The following is a 19,518-nucleotide window of genomic DNA, read 5'->3' on the forward strand; positions in this document are numbered from 1 at the left end:
CGCGCTACTCCGGTGGCGTCAGCCGCAAATCCGGGTCCACCGGGGGAGCCCCGTCGAACGGCCCGTCGGCCTTCAACCGCCCGACGTGGTCGAGCGCCACCTCGATCTCCGCACGGAACGGGTCGCCGTCGGCCGGGGGAGTGCGGAACCACTCGTGCAGCGCCTCGGGGATCTCGAACCGGTCGAGCAGCTCGTCGTACAGGGCGTCGCGGTCGGCGGCCTGCTCGCCGAGCTCCTGGTACTCGCGCAGGGCCATGCGCAGGCGGATCCAGCGGTAGCGGTCGGTGTTGCGCTGCTGCTGGAACCGCTCGCGCAGCAGGTCGCCGGCGTGCTGGCCGCGCAGGGCCAGGCGGCGGATCGTGGCGGGCGGCATGAACAGGTTCGAGCCGCCCTCGTCGGCGGACTGGCGGACGTGCGCGATGCGGCCGCGGTAGCCGGGCAGCGCCGACTGCATGGTGTCGCGCCAGTCGAGGAACGTGTCCAGGATCGACAGCAGGAAGCCGGGCATCGTGCCGAGCGGGGCGTAGCGCGTGCCGGAGGTCGAGGCGTCCTGTTCCGGCAGCCACACCTCGTTCGCGTCGCCGTCCGGGTAGGGCTGCAGGCTCAGGCCGAACGTGGGCCAGCGCGGCAGCAGCGAGTCGAAGAAGTGGATCGGGAAGTTGCTGGTGATGCCGCCGTCGGAGAACCAGTGCACGCGCCCGTCCCTGCACAGCGGCACGGCGGCGATCAGGCCGGGGAACGACAACGACATCCGCACCGCCAGCACGACGGGGAGGTGCTCGCGCTCGGGCAGGTCGCGCAACGGCATGTGCTCGTGCAGCGGGCACTTGGCGCCGGTGACGGCGCCGTTCAGCTGCTCGACCACCCGGCCCGGCAGCACGTAGCCGAGGCACTCCTCGCAGTACTGCCAGGTCTCCTTGAACGGCAACCGGTACGGCCGCCCCTCGGACAGGTCGGTCGTCATCAGCACCAGGTTGACGTCGCCGAGATCGCCGAACGTCAACGCCTCCTCGGTGCCCGCCAGCGAGTCGAGCCGGTCCGCGATCCAGTCGGCCAGCGGCGGCACGCCCGTCGACTTCGGCACGCCCGCCAGCCGGTCGAGCCACGACGCCCTGAAGTCACCGGTGCCCGGCACGAGTCCGAAGTGGATGGAGCGTGCGTTGTCCCGCAGGAACTTCTGCATCGCGTACCCGTAGACGAGGATCAACGCGCTGACCGCGGCCAGCGACAGCACCAGCCACACCAGCAGCACGACCGCCGCCGTCGCGTAGTGCCGCGAGAACGCCAGCCCCAGCACGAGCGGCACCGCGGCGACGACCCAGGCCGCCCACGGCAGGCTCGACCGCAACGGCCACAGCACCGTCGCCAGGCACGCCAGCGCGAGGACGACCACCAGCACGCCGAGCCAGGCCGGGTAGACCGACGGCGCCAGCAGGGCCGACCACAGCACCGGGCCGCCCAGCCACAGCAACGCCATCAGCCCGAGCACCGCCTTGGCCCGCCACCCGACGGCACCGAGCAACGCGAAGAACAGGCACGAGATCGCACTGCGCCCGGTCGTCCCGCGCTTCTGCATGGTCGCGACGACGATCCGGTACAGCGCACGCGTCTTCTCCGCGGGCTGGAACAGCTGCGCCAGCCGCCACTGGTCGGCGCCCGTGCCGGAGGTGAACCAGTCGATCAGCTTCGCGAGCTTCTCGAACCCGCCGGAGGCACGACCACGTTCCGCGGCCGCCGTGAACGCCGCGGCGATCGCCCCCGCCGACGCGCCGCCGATCTGCTTGAACTCGTAGTGGCGGGCCAGCGACGCGACGGCCAGCGGGTACACGACTCCGCTGGTCGTGCCTCCGCGCATGGTCAGGTCGCAGTAGCGGTCGTACTCCATGCGCTCATGATCGCGCGAGCACTGTCAACCGCCAGGAAAGTTCACCCGGACGCCGCCGTACGGGTCGGAGACCGTTCCGCGACCAGCCAGCCCATGATCGCGTCCTGGGCCACATCGGCCACCGGCTGGCCGGCGTCGACCACGAAGTCCTCGATCCACGACGACGCGAAGAGCGCCGTGAGCTCCTCGGCGCGGTTCAGGTGCCACCGCAGGTCCGGCTCGTCGTGGTGCCGTGCCGCGAGCCGCTCCCGCAGGACGGGCAGGTCCGCCTTCAACCGGCACACGTTCAGCTTCGCGCCGACCGCCTCCGCGTACTCCTCACGCGCGGCGAAGCTCTCCACCACACCGGCGAGGACGATGCGCTGCACCCCCACCTCGGCGTAGTTGCGTGCCACGGCCCGGAGGTTGCGCAGCTGCAGGGCGAGGTGGAACGGGTCGTCCGCGGGGCTGGGCCGGCACGACGACAGCCAGTCGAGGTCGATGACGGCGTGCGGGACCTGAGTCTCGGCGAGCCGGTCGCCGATCGCCTCCGCCACCGTCGTCTTGCCGACCCCGACCGGACCGGTGACCAGCAGCGCCTTCACGCGAGCTCCGCCAGCTCGGCAGGAGTCCCCGCCATGATCACGCGGACGTGCTCGGTCACCTTCTCCACCGGCCAGTCCCACCACGCGACCCGCTCCAGCAGCTCGATCTCCTCGTCGCTGTAGCGCTTCTTCAGCACCCGCGCGGGGTTCCCGCCGACCACCCCGTACGCCGGCACGTCCGACACCACGACCGAACCCGAGGCGATGATCGCGCCGTTCCCGATCCGCACGCCGGGCATGACCAACGCCTGGTAGCCGATCCAGACGTCGTTGCCCACCACCGTGTCGCCGCGGCTCGGCGCCCCCAGCGCGATGTCCAGGGTCTTCTCGCCCCACGCGCCGCCGAAGATCGTGAACGGGAACGTCGACACGCCGTCCGTGCGGTGGTTGGCGCCGGACATGATGAACCGCACGCCCTCGGCCAGCGCGCAGTAACGGCCGATGACCAGCTTCTCGTTGCCGAAGTTGTAGAGCACGTTGCGGTGCTCGAACTCCTCGGCGTGGTGCGGGTCGTCGTAGTAGGTGTACTCGCCCACCTCGATCTGCGGGTTCTTCACCAACGGCTTGAGGAGCACCGTTCGCGCGTAGTCCGGCAACGGGTAGAGGTTGTCGGGCGAGGGAATGGTCACGGCGCTCCGATCGGCTCTTCGCTGAACTGCGTGCGGTACAACTCGGCGTAGTGGCCTTCCAGGGCCAGCAACTCCTCATGCGTACCACGTTCGACGATCTGCCCGCGATCGACCACGAGGATCTGGTCGGCCGCCCGGACGGTCGACAGCCGGTGCGCGATCACCAGCGACGTCCGGCCCGCCAGCGCCTCGACCAGCGCTTCCTGCACCGCGGCCTCCGACCGCGAGTCCAGGTGCGCGGTCGCCTCGTCCAGGATCACCACCCGCGGCTTGGCCAGCAGCAGGCGCGCGATGGTGAGCCGCTGGCGTTCGCCGCCGGAGAGCCGGTAGCCGCGTTCGCCGACGACGGTGTCGAGCCGGTCGGGCAGCGACGTCACGAGGTCCGCCAGCCGGGCCCGCCGCAGCGCGTCCCAGATCTCCTCGTCGGTGGCGTCCGGTGCCGCGAGCCGCAGGTTCGACCCGATCGACTCGTGGAACAGGTGCCCGTCCTGCGTGACCATGCCGACGGTCCGGCGGATCGAGTCGAACGACAGGTCGCGAACGTCCACTCCGGACAGGCGAACGGACCCGGAGTCCGCGTCGTACAGGCGGGGCAGCAGCGACGCGATCGTCGACTTGCCCGCACCCGACGAGCCGACCAGCGCGATCAGCGAACCCGGTTCGGCGACGAACGACACCCCGCCCAGGACCTCCTCGCCGCCGCGGGTGTCGAGCGCCGCGACCTCCTCCAGCGACGCCAGCGACACCTTGTCGGCCGACGGGTAGGCGAAGCGCACGTCGGAGAACTCGACCGACACCGGCCCGTCCGGAACGGCGACCGGCGAGTCCTTCTCCTCGATCAACGGCGGCAGGTCCAGCACCTCGAAGACCCGCTCGAACGACACCAGGGCGGTCATCACGTCCACCCGTGCACCGGCCAGCGCGGTCAACGGCGCGTACAACCGCGTCAGCAGCAGCGCCAGCGTCACGATCGTGCCCGGCGCCATCTGCCCCGCGAACACGAACCAGCCGCCCAGGCCGTAGACCAGCGCGAGCGCCAGCGACGACACCAGCGTCAGCGCCACCAGGAACAGCCACTGCGCCACCGCCGACCGGACGCCGATGTCGCGCACCCGCCGCGCCCGCGCCCCGAACTCGGCGCTCTCCAGCGAGGGCCGCCCGAACAGCTTGATCAGCGTCGCGCCCGGCGCCGAGAACCGCTCGGTCATCTGGGTCGTCATCGCCGAGTCGAGGTTCGCCGCCTCGCGGTGCATCGACGCAAGGCGCCTGCCCATCCGCCGCGCCGGGATCAGGAAGATCGGCAGCAGGAGCATCGCGAGCACCGTGACCTGCCACGACAGCGTCAGCATCACGGCCAGCGTCAACGCCAGCGCGATCACGTTCGTGACGACGCCGGAGATCGTCTCGGAGAACGCCCGCTGCGCCGCGATCACGTCGTTGTTCAGCCGCGACACCAGCGCGCCCGTGCGGGTGCGGGTGAAGAACGCGACCGGCATCCGCTGCACGTGGTCGAAGACGGCCTGCCGCAGCCGCAGGATCAGGTCCTCGCCGACCCGCGCCGACTGCCACCGCTCCGCCAGCGAGACACCGGACTCCAGCACCGCCACGCCGGCGATCGCCAGCGCCAGCCAGAGCACCAGCCCGAAGTCGCGCCCCGCGAAGATGGTGTCGACCACCCGGCCCGCCAGCACCGGCGACGCCACGGCGAGCACGGCGGTCACCGCGCTCGTGGCCAGCAGGGCGAGGACCGCGCGCCGCTGCGGGCGGGCGAACCGGGCGACGCGCTTCAGCGTCGCCCGGCTCACGCGGCGGCTCTTCTCGTCCTGCATCGCGCTCTCGAGCGCGTACCAGTGGTTGAAGTCGATGCTCATGGCGGTCAGTCTCGGACTTCGACCTATCAGGAGGTCAAGCCGTTTTGAGGAACTCGTCCACCTCGGCGAGGGCCGCGGCGCGCACGGGCTCCGGCGACAGGAACAGGTCGTGCATGCCGGCCTTGATCTCCACGACCTTGACCGATGACCCGATCTTCGGACCCCATTTGCGCATGCCCTCGACGTCGAGCACGGCGTCGGCCTTCGCGACGTCCTCGCTCCACTCGCGGGCGTTCAGCATGCTCTTGTCGGAGTGCAGCACCAGCACGGGTACGCGCACGTCGAGTCCCTTGTGGACCTTCTCCTGGGCGATGAGGACCGCGCGGATCCACCCGGCCAGCACGGGGAAACCGGCCAGCGGCTTCCACCTCAGGTCGAAGTCCCACTCGCCGTTGCGCGAGCTGTGGATCGCCGACCCGTAGGCCTCGCCGAGGTTCGCGCGGATCTTCGCCTTGGGCGCGACCCGTCCGACCAGCTTCACGACCTGCCGCATCGCCGGCGGTTCGACGACGTCGAGCCACGGGCTGTTGAGCACCAGCGCGTCGATGAGGTCGCTCGAGCGGCGTTCGTGCGCCCACAGCGACGCGGTGAGCCCGCCGGTCGAGTGCCCCATGAGCACCACGCGCGTGTGCTCCTCGCGGATCTTCGCGACGGCCGCGTCGATCTCCTCGTAGTAGACCGACATGTCGGTCGTGTAGTTCGGCAGTTCCCCGTCGCGCAACGAACGGCCGTACCCGCGCAGGTCGACGGCGTAGAAGTCGTAGCCCTGGGCCGTGTAGTGCTCGGCCACGTGCTCCTGGAAGAAGTAGTCCGCGAAGCCGTGCACGTAGAGGATCGCGCCCCGGTCGTTGGCCGCGGCACGGCGGCGGACCAGGGTGGCTGACGCTCCGCCGCGCAACGGCAGAACGGTGGTGTCTTCGTCGCTGCTCACCGCGCAAGTTTGCAACGGTCCCGCGCGGAATCCCTGCAGCCTTGTCCGGATCGTGTCTAACCTGGGCACATGACGGGGGACATCGAACAGTCATCCAGGGTGCGGTTCCCGGGCATCAGCCCGCGCGCCTACGAACATCCCGCCGACCGGGGCGCCCTCGCGGTGCTGAGGGCGGTGCCCGGAGTGGCGCCGATCCTCAAGGCGGTCGCAGGGGCCTTCTCCGAACGGGGTGAGCGCCTGCTGCAGCTGGCCTCCTCGGTCCGGGTGGGTCCGAAGCAGTACCCGCAGCTCGACCGCATCCGCAACGAGGTCGCCGCGGCGTTCGACGTGCAGGAGGCGCCCGAGCTCTACGTCGAGCGCGCCGCCGCGGCCTACGCCTACACCTACGGCATCGACAAGCCGTTCATCGTGCTGAGCAGCGGCCTGGTCAACCTCCTCGACAACGAGGCCCTGCGGTTCGTCATCGGCCACGAGATGGGACACGTGATGTCGGGCCACGCGCTCTACAACACGCTCCTGCGCAGGCTCGTCCAGCTGGCGAAGACGGTCGCCTGGGTCCCGGCAGGGACGATCGCCCTGCAGGCCGCCATCTCGGCGCTGCGCGAGTGGCAGCGCAAGACCGAGCTGTCCTGCGACCGGGCCGGCCTGCTCGCCTGCCAGGACCCGCAGGCCGCGCTGCGCGTGCACGTGGCGCTCGCGGGCGACGTCGGCGGCCAGGTCGACGTCGCGTCGTTCCTCGAACAGGCCAAGGAGTACGAGCGGGCCGAGGACATCCGCGACAGCCTGCTCAAGCTCGTGCAGATCGAGGAGCGCACGCACCCGCTGGTCGTCGTGCGGGCCGCGGCGCTGCAGCGCTGGTCGGCGAGCGAGGAGTACCGGGAGATCCTGACCGGCACGTACGTGCGCCGCGAGGACGACCACCCGACCAACAACCTCACCGAGGACGTGAAGGGCGCCGCGCGCTCCTACCGCGAGTCGATGAACAACTCGGTCGACCCGCTGATCAAGACGATCAACGACATCGGGGAGTCCGTGATGGGCGCCGCGAGCAAGGTCTGGAACAAGGTTGCTCCGAACGGACCAGCGGAATAGCTACCATCTGGAGTCATGAGACGACTCCTGGTGCTTGTCCTGACCGCATTGCTGGGTTCCGCGGGTGTCGCCGCCGCTGACGCCGACGTGAGGATCGTCGGCGGCGAGCGCGCCTCCATCGAGGCCAACCCCTGGGCCGTCTTCCTCACCGACGACAACGGGGGCCAGTTCTGCGGCGGCACGCTCGTCGCGCCCACGAAGGTGCTCACGGCCGCGCACTGCGCGCTGGGCCGCACGCCGAAGGAGCTGCGGGTCGTCGCCGGCCGCGAGGACAAGCTGGACCGCGAGTCCGGCGTGTCGGTCACGCCCGAGTCGATCTGGATCCACCAGCGGTACGTCTCCGCCGACCAGGGCGAGGACGTCGCGGTGCTGACGCTGCACAGGGCGCTGCCGTACCCGCCGCTGCCGTTCGCCGAGCTCGCCGACTCCGCGCTCTACGAGCCGGGCACGGAGCTGCGCGCGCTCGGCTGGGGCCGCACCACCGAGAACGGCAGGACGTCGCGCTACCTGCTGCAGGCCACCGTGCCGGTGCTGGAGGACGACTACTGCACCGGCACCTACCCGCAGTTCGTGAAGGCGGACATGTTCTGCGCGGGCTACGAGGGCGGCAAGGTCGACACCTGCCAGGGCGACTCGGGCGGTCCGATCGTCGCGGGAGGCAAGCTCGTCGGCGTCACGTCCTGGGGCGAGGGCTGCGCGCGCAAGGGCAAGCCCGGCGTGTACGTCCGCATCTCCCGCTACGCCAAGGACCTCCACGCCGTCGTCGACGCGCCGCCCACGACTGTCGAGCCGTAGGCGGGACGTGCGAGCCTGGTCGCCGTGGTGACTCTGCGGCGAGCCAGGCCGGACGAAGCGGGCCTGCTGAGCGACCTGGCGCTGGCGGCCAAGGCGCACTGGGGCTACGACGAGGCGTTCCTGGAGTCGGTCCGCGAGGAGCTGACCTTCCACGCGGACGACGTCGCGGAGCGGCACGTCGTGGTCGCCGTCCTGGAAGACCGGGTGGTGGGTTTCTACAGCCTCGACGGCGTGCCGCCGCAGGGCGAGCTCGGGAACCTGTGGCTGCGGCCGGACCGGATCGGCACCGGTCTCGGCCGGGTGCTGTGGGAGCACGCCCTGGCCGGGGCGGCCGCGGCCGGGTTCGAGCACCTCGACATCGACTCCGAGCCGTTCGCCGAGGGCTTCTACCTGCGGATGGGCGCCGAGCGGATCGGCGCGACGCCGTCGGGGTCGATCCCCGGCCGGGTGCTGCCGCGGCTGCGCGTCAGACCACGAGACCGACGGACATCGTGAGGAACACGGCCGCGCACACCGCGTCCAGCGCCGTCGTCACGCCGGGCCGCTTGAGCTTCCCGGCCACGCGCGAGGCGGCCAGCACGATCATCAGCTCCCAGATCGCGGCCAGGCCCAGGAACACGGCGGCGAGCATCGTCAGCTGAGGTGCCGGTTCACCCGATCCGATGAACTGCGGCAGGAACGCCAGCGAGAACAGGATCATCTTCGGGTTCGTGATGTTGGTCAGGAAGCCCTGCCGGAACGGCCGGTCGCTCATGACCTCCTCCGGCTCGCCACCGGAGCGCCGCAGCAGTCCCCGCGTGATGGAAACCGCGAGGTAGAGCAGGTAGGCGGCGCCGATCCAGCGCAACGCCGTGAGCACCACCGGGTACCGCGCGAGCAGCACGCCCAGGCCCGAGATCACCAGGGCGACCTGGACCGCCGCGGCCGCGTGGATGCCGCCCAGCGCGAGCAGTCCGGAACGGGTTCCCGAGCGCAGCGACGTGCGCAGCAGCAGGAACGCGTCGACACCGGGGGTCACGATGACGACGGCGCACGCGATGAGGAAGGCCGGAACCTGGCCGAAGTCGAACAACACCGTACATACCCCCGTGATCTGCAACAATGACCGAAAAATCTACGGCCTGACGCGACACTAACACGAGAATCTCCGGTTTTGACGCCGTCCTAGCGCTATCGCTACCGTTGGTGACCGATCGTCCACCTGGTGCAACGAGGAGTGGTCCGTGAGGGGTAAGCGAGTTGCCGTGCTCGTAGCGGTGATCGCGCTGGTCAACAGCGGGTCCACGGCCGATGCGATCGTCGGGGGGACACCCGCGCGGGTGGCGGACACCCCGTGGGTTGTGGCGATCACCACCACGGACGGTCAGCTGATCTGCGGCGGCGCGCTGGTCGCCCCGGACAAGGTCGTGACCGCGGCCCACTGCGTCACGAACAAGGGCGTCATCGGCGCCAACCAGCGCCTGCCCGAGCAGCTGCGCGTGGTCGCCGGCCGCACCGACCTGCGGGTGAAGGACGAGGGCGTCGATGCCCCGGTCGCGGGCGTGTGGCGCCATCCCGACTACCGCGAGGTCACCCGGGGCGACGACGTGGCGGTGCTGACGCTCGGCCGCGCGCTGCCGTACCGGACGATCGCGCTCGGCGAGGCCGGCGACGACGGCGTGGTGCTCGGCTACGGCCGCACGTCCGAGAACGCCCCGCCGTCCATGACGCTGCGCAAGGTGACGGTGCCGGTCCTGTCCGACCAGGAGTGCTCGCTGAAGGAGCCGGACTACCGGCCGGGCGCGATGCTGTGCGCCGGACGCGGTGGCCGTGACGCGTGCACGGGCGACTCGGGCGGTCCGCTGGTCGTGCGGGGCAGGCTCGCGGGCGTCGTGTCGTTCGGCCGCGGGTGCGCGCGTCCCGATGAACCGGGCGTCTACACCAGGCTGGCTCACTACCGGTCCGCTCTGGGCTTCTGATATCCAAGGTTCGGTGCGAACCACACCGTTTCCCGCCACCCTGCGGCGGCAGTGGGGCCTCGATCTGAGCCCCGGCCAGCTCTACGCCATCCTGCGGCTGCGCCAGGACGTCTTCGTCGTCGAGCAGAACTGCGTCTACCGCGACGTCGACGGACGCGACCTGGACCAGGGCACCCGGCACTTCTGGCTGGAGGCGGACGGGTCGCACGACCCGCTCGCGTACCTGCGGCTGCTGGAGGAACCCGGCGGCGCGTTCCGCATCGGACGCGTCGTCACCGCCCGCATGGCCCGCGGCCGGGGCTTCAGCCGCCGGCTCATGCAAGCCGCGCTGGCCGACGTCGGCGCCGCGCCGTGCGTGCTCGACGCGCAGACGTACGTGGCGCCGTTCTACGCGTCGTTCGGGTTCGTGGCCGAGGGCGAGGAGTTCATCGAGGACGGGATTCCACACCTGCGGATGCGGCGCACTCCCTGATCACGCGCACCGCGCGCTCGACGTCGGCCTCGGTCAGGTCGGCGCGCGCGGTGAGCCGCAGCCTGCTGACCTGGTCGGGCACCGACGGCGGCCGGAAGCAGCCGACGACCACGCCGTTCGCGCGGCAGGCCTCCGCCCAGCGGACCGCCTGCTCCGGGCCCGGCGCCCGCACGCTGACCACGGCGGCCGTGGGCGTGCTGGCCTGGAACCCGGCTTCCTTCAGGCGGTTGCTCAGGTCGTGCGCCACCGTCAGCGCGCGCTCGGCGCGGTCCGGTTCCTCGCGCAGGATCCTGATCGCCGCGAGCGCCGCCGCCGCGCTGCTGGGCGCGAGACCGGTGTCGAAGGTGAACGTGCGCGCGGTGTCGATCAGGTGCTTGATCACGCGGCTCGGGCCGAGCACCGCGCCGCCCTGGGAGCCGAGCGACTTGCTGAGCGTGAGCGTCGTGACGACGTCCGGCGCCCTCATCAGGCCCGCCTCGGCCACCGCGCCCCGTCCGCCCGGCCCGACGACGCCGAGCCCGTGCGCGTCGTCGACGACCAGGGCCGCCCCGGTCGCGCGGCACGCCTCGTGCAGCTCGGTCAGCGGGGCGATGTCGCCGTCGACGCTGAAGACCGAGTCCGTGACGACGATCGCGCGGCGCTTGCCGCGGGTCTCCAGGGCGTGCCGGACCTTGCGGACGTCGCAGTGGTCCGCGACGACGACGTCGGCCTTCGACAGCCGCGTGCCGTCGATCAGCGACGCGTGGATGTACTGGTCGGCGACGATCGCCGTGCCGGGACCGGACAGCGCCGCGACCGCGCCGAGGTTCGCCATGTAGCCGCTGCTGAACACCAGCGCCGACTGCGCGCCGCAGAAGTTCGCGAGCTCGAACTCCAGCTCGTTGTGCAGCTCCGTCGACCCGGTGACCAGGCGCGATCCCGTCGAGCCCGCGCCCCACTTCAGCGTGGCGGCCGCCGCGGCACCGGCGACGCGCTTGTCCTTCGCGAGCCCGAGGTAGTCGTTGCTGGCGAGGTCGAGATCGGTCGAGCCCGCCTTGCGCGGGCGCACGCGCCGGGTCAGACCCGCCTTGGCCCGCGCTTCGGAGCGGACGTCGATCCAGTCGAACGTCGCCTCACCGTCGGTGGACACTGCCTCGGTTGTGCTCACGGTCACCGCCTGAGTCTCCCATCCGCCCACTAGCGTGCGGCTCGTGGACCTGTTCACCTTCACGCGCGCCGAACTCACCTCGCCGGTGCAGTTCGTCGACGGCCGCTGGGTGGTGTCCGCCCACGACGACGTGCGCGCCGTGCTGGCCGACCCGGTCACGTTCCTGCCCGACAACGCGCTGACCGCCGTCACGCCGGTCGTGCCCGCCGCGTTGCGCACCCTGGTCAGGGCCCGCTTCTCGCTGCCGCCGACCTTGGCCAACAACGGCTCGTCGTCGCACGCCCGGCTGCGCAGGCTGGTGGCGTCGTTCTTCACGCCGGCCCGCGTCGCCGCAGCGGAGCCTCGCATCCGGTCCCTGGTCGTGGAACGGCTGGGTGGTGAGGATCTCGTGCGCTCGCTCGCCTGGGACCTGCCCGCGATCGTGCTGGTGGAGCTCCTCGGCCTGGAGAACGTCGACATCCCGGCGCTCAAGCGGTGGAGCTCCGGGTCGCTCGAGTTCTTCTGGGGCTCGCTCTCGCGCGAACGGCAGCTGGAGCTGGTCGACGACGTCGGCGAGTTCCACCAGTGGCTGGTCAAGCGCTACCACGCGCGGGACGGCGAGCTGTTCCGCGCGCTGGCCGACGCCGGTGTGTCCGCGGAGGACTCCGCCGGTCTCTGCTACTTCCTGCTGATCGCCGGGCAGGAGACCACGACCCAGCTGCTGTCCACGGCGTTGCGCCGCGCTCTGCAGGACCGCGCGCTGTGGGCGCGGCTGCCGTCGCCCGGTGTCGCTGAGGACTTCGTGGAGCACGTGCTGCGGACCGAGACGCCCGTGGTGACGTGGCGCCGGCTGACCGCGCGTGAGGTGGTCCTGTCCGGTGTGCGCGTGCCCGCCGGTGCGGAGCTCGTGCTGGTGTTGACCGGTGAGGAGACCGACCCGCGTCACCTGGCGTTCGGGTACGGGCGCCACTTCTGCCTCGGTGCCGGGCTGGCCCGGCTGGAGGCCGCGGTGACGTTGCGGACGGTGGCCTCCCACGAGCCGGCGCTGGAGCTGGCGGGTCCCGAACCGGAGTGGCTGCACCTGCTGTCGTTCCGCGCGCCGAAGTCGGTGGCCGTGAGGCGTTGACCTGATGTTTGATGCGGGTGTGTTGAATCGCCAGCTCTCCGGAGTCCACAAGAAGACGCTGCTGGAGACGCTCGGCCCTGTGCCGGACGTCGACCCAGACCGCTACGGGGACGGCGGCCCGGTGGGCGCCCTGGAAACCCGCGTCGCCCAGCTGCTCGGCACCGAGGCGGCGCTGTTCGTGCCGACGGGGACCATGGCCCAGCAGATCGCCCTGAGGTGCTGGGCCGACCGCACCCACAACCCGATCGTGGCGATGCACCCGCAGGCCCACCCGCTGCACCACGAGGACGACGCGCTGACCGTGCTGTCCGGCCTGCGCCCGGTCAAGGTCCGCGACGCCGACGTCGGCACCTGCCCGGAGCCGTACGGGACGCTGCTGCTGGAGGTGCCCGACCGCGAGGCCGGGTTCGTCCTGCCGACCTGGGACGAGCTGACGTCGCTGGTCGACCTCGCCCGCGAACGCGACGCGGTCGTGCACCTCGACGGCGCGCGGCTGTGGGAGAGCGCGCACGGCCTCGGCAAGCCGTTGCCCGAGATCGCCGGCCTGTTCGACTCGGTGTACGTGTCGTTCTACAAGTCCCTCGAGGGCATCTCCGGCGCCGCGCTCGCGGGCAGCCAGGACTTCGTCGACCAGGCGCGGGTCTGGCGGCACCGGTACGGCGGCATGCTGTTCCAGCAGTGGCCGGCCGCGCTGTCCGCACTGCACGGTCTCGACACCGTGCTGCCGAAGCTGGGGTCGTACGTCGAGCACGCCAAGGTCGTGGCGGCCGCGATGGGACTGCCCGAGCCCCACACCCACCAGTTCGCGCTGCACCTGCCCGGTGACCCGAAGCGGCTGACCGAGCTGAGCGGGAAGTTCCTCGGGTCGTTCTGGCCGTCGGGGACGCTCGCGAAGACCGAGGTCACGATCGCCGGGCCCGCGCTGGAGTGGACGGCGGACGAGGTGGCGCGGGCCTGGGCGGAGTTCCGGAGCCTGCTCTGAGGGCGATGTCGCTCACCTGGCTGTTGGTCGCACGGGTGCGGAATGCGACGATGCCGGGGCTGTGAGGGGAGCGCGAGGAAGCCGGTGCGAATCCGGCGCCGTCCCGCGACTGTGACCGGGGAGACCCGGGAGTCAGGAACTCGTCCCCCTCTTACTCCGACCGACCACGGGCGTGGACACCCGAGGAAGGACTTCACCGCGCATGTTCCCCTTTTCGGCTGTCGTCGGACACGACGACCTCCGGCTGGCCCTGCTGCTGAACGCCGTGCACCCCGGCATCGGCGGTGTCCTCGTCCGCGGCGAGAAGGGGACCGCGAAGTCGACGATCGTGCGTGCCCTCGCCGCGTTGCTGCCGGAGCTGGACGTCTCGAAGGACTGCCGGTTCGGCTGCGCGCCCGGCACGACCGACTGCCCCGACGCGCCGCACGACGGCGTGGAGCGCAGGCCGGCGAAGCTCGTCGAGCTGCCGGTCGGTGCCACCGAGGACCGGCTGGTCGGGTCGCTCGACCTGGAGAAGGCGCTGACCGAGGGTGTGCGGGCGTTCCAGCCCGGGCTGCTGGCCTCGGCGCACCGGGGCGTGCTCTACGTCGACGAGGTCAACCTGCTGCACGACCACCTGGTCGACCTGCTGCTCGACGCCGCCGCGATGGGGCGCGCGCACGTCGAGCGCGAGGGCGTCTCGGTCTCGCACCCGTCGCAGTTCCTGCTGGTCGGCACCATGAACCCGGAGGAGGGCGAGCTGCGGCCGCAGCTGCTCGACCGGTTCGGGCTCACCGTGCAGGTCAAGGCCGCGCGGGACGTGGGCGTGCGCACCGAGGTCATCCGGCGCCGGCTCGCCTACGAGGCGGACCCCGTCGCGTTCGCCGCGCGGTGGGAAGCCGAGGACGCCGAGCTGCGGCAGCGGATCGCGGACGCCAAGGCGAAGCTGCCCGGGGTGTCCCTTCCGGACGGTGAGCTGCGCAGGATCGCCGCCGTCTGCGCGGCTTTCGAGGTCGACGGCATGCGCGCGGACCTCGTCGTCGCCCGTGCCGCCACGGCCCACGCCGCCTGGCGGGGAGCCGGGAGCGTCGAGGAACTGGACGTCGAGGCCGCGGTCCGGCTCGCCCTGCCGCACCGGCGCCGCCGCGACCCGTTCGACGAGCCCGGCATCGAGGAACAGCAGCTCGAGGACGCCATGCGCGAGGCGGCCGAGCACGCCGAGGAACCGGACCAGGGCCCTGACGACGAGGGTCCCGACGACGACGGACCCGGCGGCGGTGAGCTGCCCGAACCGCAGGACGGTCCGCGGGACAGCCCGCCGCGCAACGGCGACGCGCCCCAGGACCGCCCGGCGCCGGAACCCGCGCCCGCGTTCAAGGCGCGGGTGCTGGAGGTGCCCGGCGTCGGCGAAGGCGCGCCCGGCAAGCGTTCCCGGGCCCGCGCCCGCACCGGCCGGGTCGTCCGTTCGTCCACAGTGGACGGCAGTGGTCTGCACCTGGTCGACACCCTCGCGAACGCCGCACCGCACCAGGCCGCGCGCGGCCGCAGCGGTCCCGGACTGCTGCTCACCGCGGCCGACCTGCGCAAGGCGGTCCGCGAGGGCAAGGAGTCGAACCTCGTCCTGTTCGTCGTCGACGCCTCCGGCTCGATGGCGGCGCAGAAGCGGATGTCGGCGGTCAGCGGCGCGGTGATCTCGTTGCTGCGCGACGCCTACCAGCGCCGCGACAAGGTCGGCGTGGTCACGTTCCGCGGCAGCCAGGCCGAGGTCTCGCTGCCCCCGACCACCTCCGTCGACGCCGCGGCCACGCGCTTGAAGAAGATGCGCACGGGCGGCCGGACCCCGCTCGCGGACGGCCTGCTCAAGGCCCACCGGGTGCTGGAGGTCGAACGGCTCCGCGACCCGCGCAAACGGCCTTTGGTGGTGCTGCTGACCGACGGCCGCGCCACGTCGTCCGGCCTCGGCGGCGACCCGACCGGGGACGCGCTCAAGGCCGCCGGCCTGCTCGACCAGACCGCCGTCGTGGTCGTCGACTGCGAACAGGGCCACGTCCGCCTCGGCCTCGCGCAGAAGGTCGCCGACGCGCTGCGGGGCACCTGCGTCCGTCTCGACCAGCTCAGCGCCGACCACCTCGCCGGCGTCGTCCGGGCAGCGTGAGGAGAACCCGATGCCACAAGGACAACCGGTCGAGGTCCCGAAGGACGGCCTGACCACCCGGCAGCGCCGCAACCGGCCGTTGCTGATGCTGCACACCGGGGAGATGAAGGGGAAGTCGACGTCGGCGTTCGGCCTGGCGCTGCGCGGCTGGAACCAGGGCTGGGACATCGGCGTGTTCCAGTTCGTGAAGTCCGCCAAGTGGAAGGTCGGCGAGGAGTCCGCGTTCAAGGCGCTCGGCCGGCTGCACGACGAGACCGGCGAGGGCGGCGCCGTCGAGTGGCACAAGATGGGCGAGGGCTGGTCCTGGACCCGCAAGCAGGGCACCGAGGACGACCACGCCGACGCCGCGCGCGAGGGCTGGGCGGAGATCGCGCGGCGGATCCGCTCCGAACGCCACGGCCTCTACGTGCTCGACGAGTTCACCTACCCGCTGCACTGGGGCTGGATCGACGTGGACGAGGTCGTGGACGTCCTGGCGAACCGGCCCGGCCACCAGCACGTCGTGATCACCGGCCGGTACGCGCCGCAGCGGCTCGCCGACGCCGCCGACCTGGTGGTGGAGATGACCAAGGTCAAGCACCCGATGGACGCCGGGCAGAAGGGCCAGCGGGGGATCGAGTGGTGAGCAGGTGGTGAACCGTCTCGTCATCGCGGCCCCCGCCTCGGGCAGCGGCAAGACCACCGTCGCGACGGGCCTGATGGCGGCGCTGCGCGCGGCCGGGTCGCGGGTCGCGCCGTTCAAGGTCGGCCCCGACTACATCGACCCCGGCTACCACTCGCTCGCCACCGGGCGGCCCGGCCGCAACCTCGACCCGGTCATGGTCGGCGAGCAGCGCGTTCCCGGCCTCTTCGCGCACGGCGCCAAGGGCTGCGACATCGCCGTGGTCGAGGGCGTCATGGGCCTGTTCGACGGCCGCGTCGACACCGCGGGCATCGGCTCGACCGCGCACGTCGCCAAGCTGATCAACGCGCCCGTGCTGTTCGTCGTGGACGCGCGCGGGCAGAGCCGGTCGCTCGCGGCGCTGCTGCACGGGTTCCGCGGCTACGACCCCACGGTCCGGCTCGGCGGCGTGATCCTCAACCAGGTCGGGTCCGAGCGGCACGAGCAGGTGCTGCGGTCGGCGTGCGACGAGGTCGGCCTCGACGTGCTCGGCGTGCTGCCGCGCGATCCGCAGTTCTCCCTGCCGTCACGGCACCTGGGCCTCGTCACGGCGGCGGAGCACGGTCCGGAGGCCGTGGCCGCGGTCGACGCGATCGCCGCCGCGGTGGCCAAGCACGTCGACCTCGACGCGGTGCGCGGCCTCGCCAGGTCGGTGCCGTCGATGGCCGTCGCGCCGTGGCAGCCGCAGGTCGAGCGCGTCGAGGGCGAGCCCCTGGTCGCGGTGGCCGGGGGAGCGGCCTTCACGTTCGGCTACGCGGAACACGTCGAGGTGCTGAGGGCGGCGGGCGCGGCCGTGGCGGTCGTCGACCCGCTCAACGACGAGGACCTCCCGGACGGCACCGCCGGTCTGGTGCTGCCGGGCGGTTTCCCCGAGCAGCACGCGGAAGCGTTGTCGGACAACGCGAAGTTGCGCGACGCCATCGCCCGGTTCGCTCGATCGGGTGCGCCGGTCCACGCTGAGTGCGGTGGGTTGCTGTACCTCGCGAAGTCGCTCGACGGCCACCCGATGTGCGGCGTGTTCGACGCCGAGGGGTTCATGACGCCGAAGCTGACGCTGGGCTACCGCGACGCCGTGGCGTCCGCGAGCTCGCCGCTGCACCCGGCCGGCAGCCGCGTGACCGGCCACGAGTTCCACCGCACCCAGCTGTCCACACCGCACTCGACGCCCCCCGCGTGGCACTGGCGCGGCGTCGACTCGCGGCCCGTCGCCGAGGGGTTCGTGGCGGGCGGCGTGCACGCGTCGTACCTGCACACGCACCCGGCCGGCGACCCGGAGGCGGTGGCCCGTTTCGTGCGGGCCTGCCACCCGTTCGTGGCCGGATCGGCAGGCGGTACGGTCACCGTCTAAGCCTCCCCTCCCCAACCCCCTGTGGAGCTGTCGTGACGACGACCGGTCGGGTCTCCTTCGTCGGCGCCGGTCCCGGTGCCGCCGACCTCATCACCCTCCGCGGCGCCCGCCGCCTCGCGGAAGCCGACGTCGTCATCTGGGCTCCCAGCGCGGTCGACGTCGAGTGCGTCCGCGAGCACGCCCGCGCCGAGGCCGAGCTGGTCGACTTCTCGCGCGTGACGCCCGAGGAGATCACCGACCTGTACCGCCGCGCCGCCGCGTCCCGCCAGACGGTCGTGCGCCTGCACGCGGGCGACGCCGCGACCGGCGGTGGCGTGCAGGAGCAGCACGACCTGTGCGTCCGCCTCGGCCTGGACGTCGAGGTCGTGCCCGGGGTGTCGGTCGTGGCCGCCGCCGCCGCGAAGATCGGCCGCGAGATCACGTCGACCGAGGCGTCCTCCGCCGTGCTGATCTCGCCGGAGAGCAGCGAGAAGGTCCGCGAGTTCGCCGCGCTGCAGACCACGATGGCCGCCACGGTCTCGGGCGCGCGCACCGGGCAGTTCGTGGAGCAGCTGCTGGAGGGCGGCTACTCCGCCGAGACCCCGGTCGTGGTGGCGTACAAGGTGAGCCAGGCCGACGAGGTGGTCGTGCACACGACGGTCGGCGAGCTGGAGTCGGTGGTGAAGAAGCACAAGCTGTACCGCCCGACGCTGTTCCTCGTCGGCACCGCGGTGAAGGCGCCGACCCGCCGCGTCTCCCCCTCGGCCACCACCTCCGTCGACGAACCGCTCCGCGCCGCCCGCCCGAGCCGCTGGTCGCGCCGGGCCGCCTCGCGCATCGCGACGCGCACCGACGAGCCGATCCCGGCCCCGGCGCCCGCTCCCGTCGTTCCCCCCGGTGCCGCCGCCGAGCCGAACCCGGCGTGGACGGCGGTCGAAGAGATACAGCAGTCGGTGCGCAGGCCCGCCGATGAGCCCGCTCCCAAGCCGAAGCTGACCGTGGTCGCCGCCGAGATCCCGAAGCCGCCGACGGTGCGCGCCTCGACGTCGGTCCAGAAGAAGAAGCCGACCTCGCGCAAGCCCCACAAGCGGACCGCCGGCAACTGATGTCCGTCGAAGCCCTGCGGGAGGCGGCCGGTCGCCCGGTCGAGGTCGTCGACGCCGCGGACGGCCTGCGCCCGGCGCTGAACGTGTGCCGCGCCCGGTCCGCCGTGGTCGTGCGGCTGGCCGAGGGCATCGGTCCCGCCGAGATCGGGTCGGGTGTCGCGGGCTGGCGCCGCACGCTGGTCGTGTCGGACGGCGGCGAGCTGACCACTGTGGACCCGCGTGACGCGGTGACCCGCCGCTGGAGCGCGCCCGACGCGGTGCTGTGCCTGGCGGACACCGAGTTCGTGCGGTCGAACGACGGCTGGGCGCTGCCGGACGACTCGTTCGGCAGCCGCACGCACGTGCTCGGCGCCGAGGTCCGCGCGTTCGTGCTGGCCCGCCTCGCCCCGCGCCCCGGCGTGCTGGTGTGGGACGTGCTGGCCGCGTCCGGCGCGGTCGGCGTGGAGTGCGCCCGGCTGGGAGCCGCCGTGATCGCGGTCGAGCCCGACCCCGTGCAGTGCGTGCGGATCATCGCGAACGCCTCGGCGCACGGCGTCGACGTCCGCGTGGAGGAGTCCGAGCTGGACACGTCGGCGTTGCCGCGCCCGGACGCGGTGTTCGTCGGCCGTGGCGACCTCGCGGCCGTGAAGGCGAGTGCGGCGGTGTCGGCTCGGCGCGTGGTCGTCGCGACGGAGAGCGTGGACGAGATCGTGCCGGCGCGGGACGCGCTGCAGGCCGCCGGGTACGAGGTGGAGGGCGTGCACTGGACCGCCTCGCGCCTGCTCGACTCGGGGTTCGCGCCGGCGGTTCCGGTGACGGTGCTGTGGGGTACCAAGAAGTGAGTGCCGCGTGCCGCGCGG

Annotated in this window: 19 protein-coding genes and 1 riboswitch; of the genes, 12 read left to right on the forward strand and 7 right to left on the reverse strand. The window is 72.2% G+C overall.

The window, feature by feature from the left end:
- Positions 1 to 4: 4 nt before the first annotated feature.
- From VF330_RS13490 to VF330_RS13510, 5 genes are read right to left on the reverse strand one after another with little or no spacing between them, the layout of a single operon-like run.
- The gene (locus tag VF330_RS13490) at positions 5 to 1,885 is read right to left on the reverse strand and encodes a patatin (protein WP_330851905.1); all 1,881 of its coding nucleotides are present in this window, start codon (positions 1,883 to 1,885) and stop codon (positions 5 to 7) included.
- Positions 1,886 to 1,926: 41 nt separating this feature from the next.
- The gene (locus VF330_RS13495) at positions 1,927 to 2,469 is read right to left on the reverse strand and encodes an AAA family ATPase (RefSeq protein WP_330851906.1); all 543 of its coding nucleotides are present in this window, start codon (positions 2,467 to 2,469) and stop codon (positions 1,927 to 1,929) included.
- A complete protein-coding gene (locus VF330_RS13500) occupies positions 2,466 to 3,098 on the reverse strand; it encodes a CatB-related O-acetyltransferase (RefSeq protein WP_330851907.1) in 633 nt (210 codons plus the stop codon). The genes VF330_RS13495 and VF330_RS13500 overlap by 4 nt, the downstream gene beginning before the upstream one ends.
- Entirely contained in the window at positions 3,095 to 4,969 is a 1,875-nt protein-coding gene (locus VF330_RS13505; protein WP_330851908.1) for an ABC transporter ATP-binding protein, read from the reverse strand. Before VF330_RS13505 ends, VF330_RS13500 begins: the two co-directional genes overlap by 4 nt.
- A gap of 34 nt (positions 4,970 to 5,003) precedes the next feature.
- A complete protein-coding gene (locus VF330_RS13510) occupies positions 5,004 to 5,900 on the reverse strand; it encodes an alpha/beta hydrolase (RefSeq protein ID WP_330851909.1) in 897 nt (298 codons plus the stop codon).
- 69 nt (positions 5,901 to 5,969) lie between these two features.
- On the opposite strand from VF330_RS13510, the gene VF330_RS13515 reads away from it, so the two are divergent.
- From VF330_RS13515 to VF330_RS13525, 3 genes are read left to right on the forward strand one after another with little or no spacing between them, the layout of a single operon-like run.
- A complete protein-coding gene (locus VF330_RS13515) occupies positions 5,970 to 6,992 on the forward strand; it encodes a M48 family metallopeptidase (protein WP_330851910.1) in 1,023 nt (340 codons plus the stop codon).
- 15 nt (positions 6,993 to 7,007) lie between these two features.
- The gene (locus tag VF330_RS13520; protein WP_330851911.1) at positions 7,008 to 7,787 is read left to right on the forward strand and encodes a serine protease; all 780 of its coding nucleotides are present in this window, start codon (positions 7,008 to 7,010) and stop codon (positions 7,785 to 7,787) included.
- A 24-nt stretch (positions 7,788 to 7,811) separates the two neighbouring features.
- Complete coding sequence (locus VF330_RS13525; RefSeq protein ID WP_330851912.1) at positions 7,812 to 8,282, forward strand: GNAT family N-acetyltransferase; 471 nt, start codon at positions 7,812 to 7,814, stop codon at positions 8,280 to 8,282.
- Here the strand turns inward: VF330_RS13525 and VF330_RS13530 are convergent.
- Positions 8,254 to 8,862: a LysE family translocator gene (locus VF330_RS13530; protein ID WP_330851913.1), complete on the reverse strand. Its 609-nt coding sequence runs from the start codon at positions 8,860 to 8,862 to the stop codon at positions 8,254 to 8,256. The two genes, VF330_RS13525 and VF330_RS13530, sit on opposite strands and share 29 nt — an antisense overlap.
- A gap of 148 nt (positions 8,863 to 9,010) precedes the next feature.
- Here VF330_RS13530 and VF330_RS13535 point away from each other — a divergent pair, with 148 nt between their 5' ends.
- Both VF330_RS13535 and VF330_RS13540 read left to right on the forward strand, forming a co-directional pair.
- Positions 9,011 to 9,745 (forward strand): serine protease, encoded by a 735-nt coding sequence (locus tag VF330_RS13535; protein WP_330851914.1) that lies wholly within the window; start codon positions 9,011 to 9,013, stop codon positions 9,743 to 9,745.
- A gap of 13 nt (positions 9,746 to 9,758) precedes the next feature.
- The gene (locus VF330_RS13540) at positions 9,759 to 10,217 is read left to right on the forward strand and encodes a GNAT family N-acetyltransferase (protein WP_330851915.1); all 459 of its coding nucleotides are present in this window, start codon (positions 9,759 to 9,761) and stop codon (positions 10,215 to 10,217) included.
- On the opposite strand, the gene VF330_RS13545 is transcribed toward VF330_RS13540, so the two are convergent.
- Positions 10,171 to 11,346, reverse strand: coding sequence for an 8-amino-7-oxononanoate synthase (locus tag VF330_RS13545; RefSeq protein ID WP_330851916.1), 1,176 nt, complete (start codon positions 11,344 to 11,346; stop codon positions 10,171 to 10,173). The genes VF330_RS13540 and VF330_RS13545 overlap by 47 nt on opposite strands.
- Before the next feature lie 61 nt (positions 11,347 to 11,407).
- Here VF330_RS13545 and VF330_RS13550 point away from each other — a divergent pair, with 61 nt between their 5' ends.
- The 7 genes from VF330_RS13550 (at position 11,408) to VF330_RS13580 (ending at position 19,500) form a co-directional block, all read left to right on the forward strand.
- Complete coding sequence (locus VF330_RS13550) at positions 11,408 to 12,469, forward strand: hypothetical protein (protein ID WP_330851917.1); 1,062 nt, start codon at positions 11,408 to 11,410, stop codon at positions 12,467 to 12,469.
- A 19-nt stretch (positions 12,470 to 12,488) separates the two neighbouring features.
- Positions 12,489 to 13,451 (forward strand): threonine aldolase family protein, encoded by a 963-nt coding sequence (locus VF330_RS13555; RefSeq protein ID WP_330851918.1) that lies wholly within the window; start codon positions 12,489 to 12,491, stop codon positions 13,449 to 13,451.
- Positions 13,452 to 13,482: 31 nt separating this feature from the next.
- Positions 13,483 to 13,613: riboswitch (cobalamin riboswitch) on the forward strand.
- A 40-nt stretch (positions 13,614 to 13,653) separates the two neighbouring features.
- Positions 13,654 to 15,585, forward strand: coding sequence for a putative cobaltochelatase (locus VF330_RS13560; protein WP_330851919.1), 1,932 nt, complete (start codon positions 13,654 to 13,656; stop codon positions 15,583 to 15,585).
- Between the two features lie 10 nt (positions 15,586 to 15,595).
- Positions 15,596 to 16,210, forward strand: coding sequence for a cob(I)yrinic acid a,c-diamide adenosyltransferase (gene cobO / locus VF330_RS13565; RefSeq protein ID WP_330851920.1), 615 nt, complete (start codon positions 15,596 to 15,598; stop codon positions 16,208 to 16,210).
- Between the two features lie 7 nt (positions 16,211 to 16,217).
- A complete protein-coding gene (locus VF330_RS13570) occupies positions 16,218 to 17,594 on the forward strand; it encodes a cobyrinate a,c-diamide synthase (protein ID WP_330851931.1) in 1,377 nt (458 codons plus the stop codon).
- Positions 17,595 to 17,626: 32 nt separating this feature from the next.
- Positions 17,627 to 18,679: a cobalt-precorrin-4/precorrin-4 C(11)-methyltransferase gene (locus VF330_RS13575; RefSeq protein ID WP_330851921.1), complete on the forward strand. Its 1,053-nt coding sequence runs from the start codon at positions 17,627 to 17,629 to the stop codon at positions 18,677 to 18,679.
- On the forward strand, positions 18,679 to 19,500 hold the full coding sequence (locus VF330_RS13580) for a hypothetical protein (protein WP_330851922.1): 822 nt from the start codon (positions 18,679 to 18,681) through the stop codon (positions 19,498 to 19,500). The genes VF330_RS13575 and VF330_RS13580 overlap by 1 nt, the downstream gene beginning before the upstream one ends.
- The last annotated feature ends 18 nt before the right edge of the window (positions 19,501 to 19,518 follow it).

The sequence above is a fragment of the Lentzea sp. genome, from assembly GCF_036380075.1.
In the GTDB taxonomy this organism is placed as follows: domain Bacteria; phylum Actinomycetota; class Actinomycetes; order Mycobacteriales; family Pseudonocardiaceae; genus Lentzea.

Excerpts from the sequence above, each read along its gene's own strand:
- cobO (WP_330851920.1), top strand. The coding sequence starts at position 15,596 with ATGCCACAAGGACAACCGGTCGAGGTCCCGAAGGACGGCCTGACCACC.
- VF330_RS13580 (WP_330851922.1), top strand. The coding sequence starts at position 18,679 with ATGTCCGTCGAAGCCCTGCGGGAGGCGGCCGGTCGCCCGGTCGAGGTC.
- VF330_RS13505 (WP_330851908.1), bottom strand. The coding sequence starts at position 4,969 with ATGAGCATCGACTTCAACCACTGGTACGCGCTCGAGAGCGCGATGCAG.
- VF330_RS13515 (WP_330851910.1), top strand. The coding sequence starts at position 5,970 with ATGACGGGGGACATCGAACAGTCATCCAGGGTGCGGTTCCCGGGCATC.
- VF330_RS13560 (WP_330851919.1), top strand. The coding sequence starts at position 13,654 with ATGTTCCCCTTTTCGGCTGTCGTCGGACACGACGACCTCCGGCTGGCC.
- VF330_RS13490 (WP_330851905.1), bottom strand. The coding sequence starts at position 1,885 with ATGGAGTACGACCGCTACTGCGACCTGACCATGCGCGGAGGCACGACC.
- VF330_RS13520 (WP_330851911.1), top strand. The coding sequence starts at position 7,008 with ATGAGACGACTCCTGGTGCTTGTCCTGACCGCATTGCTGGGTTCCGCG.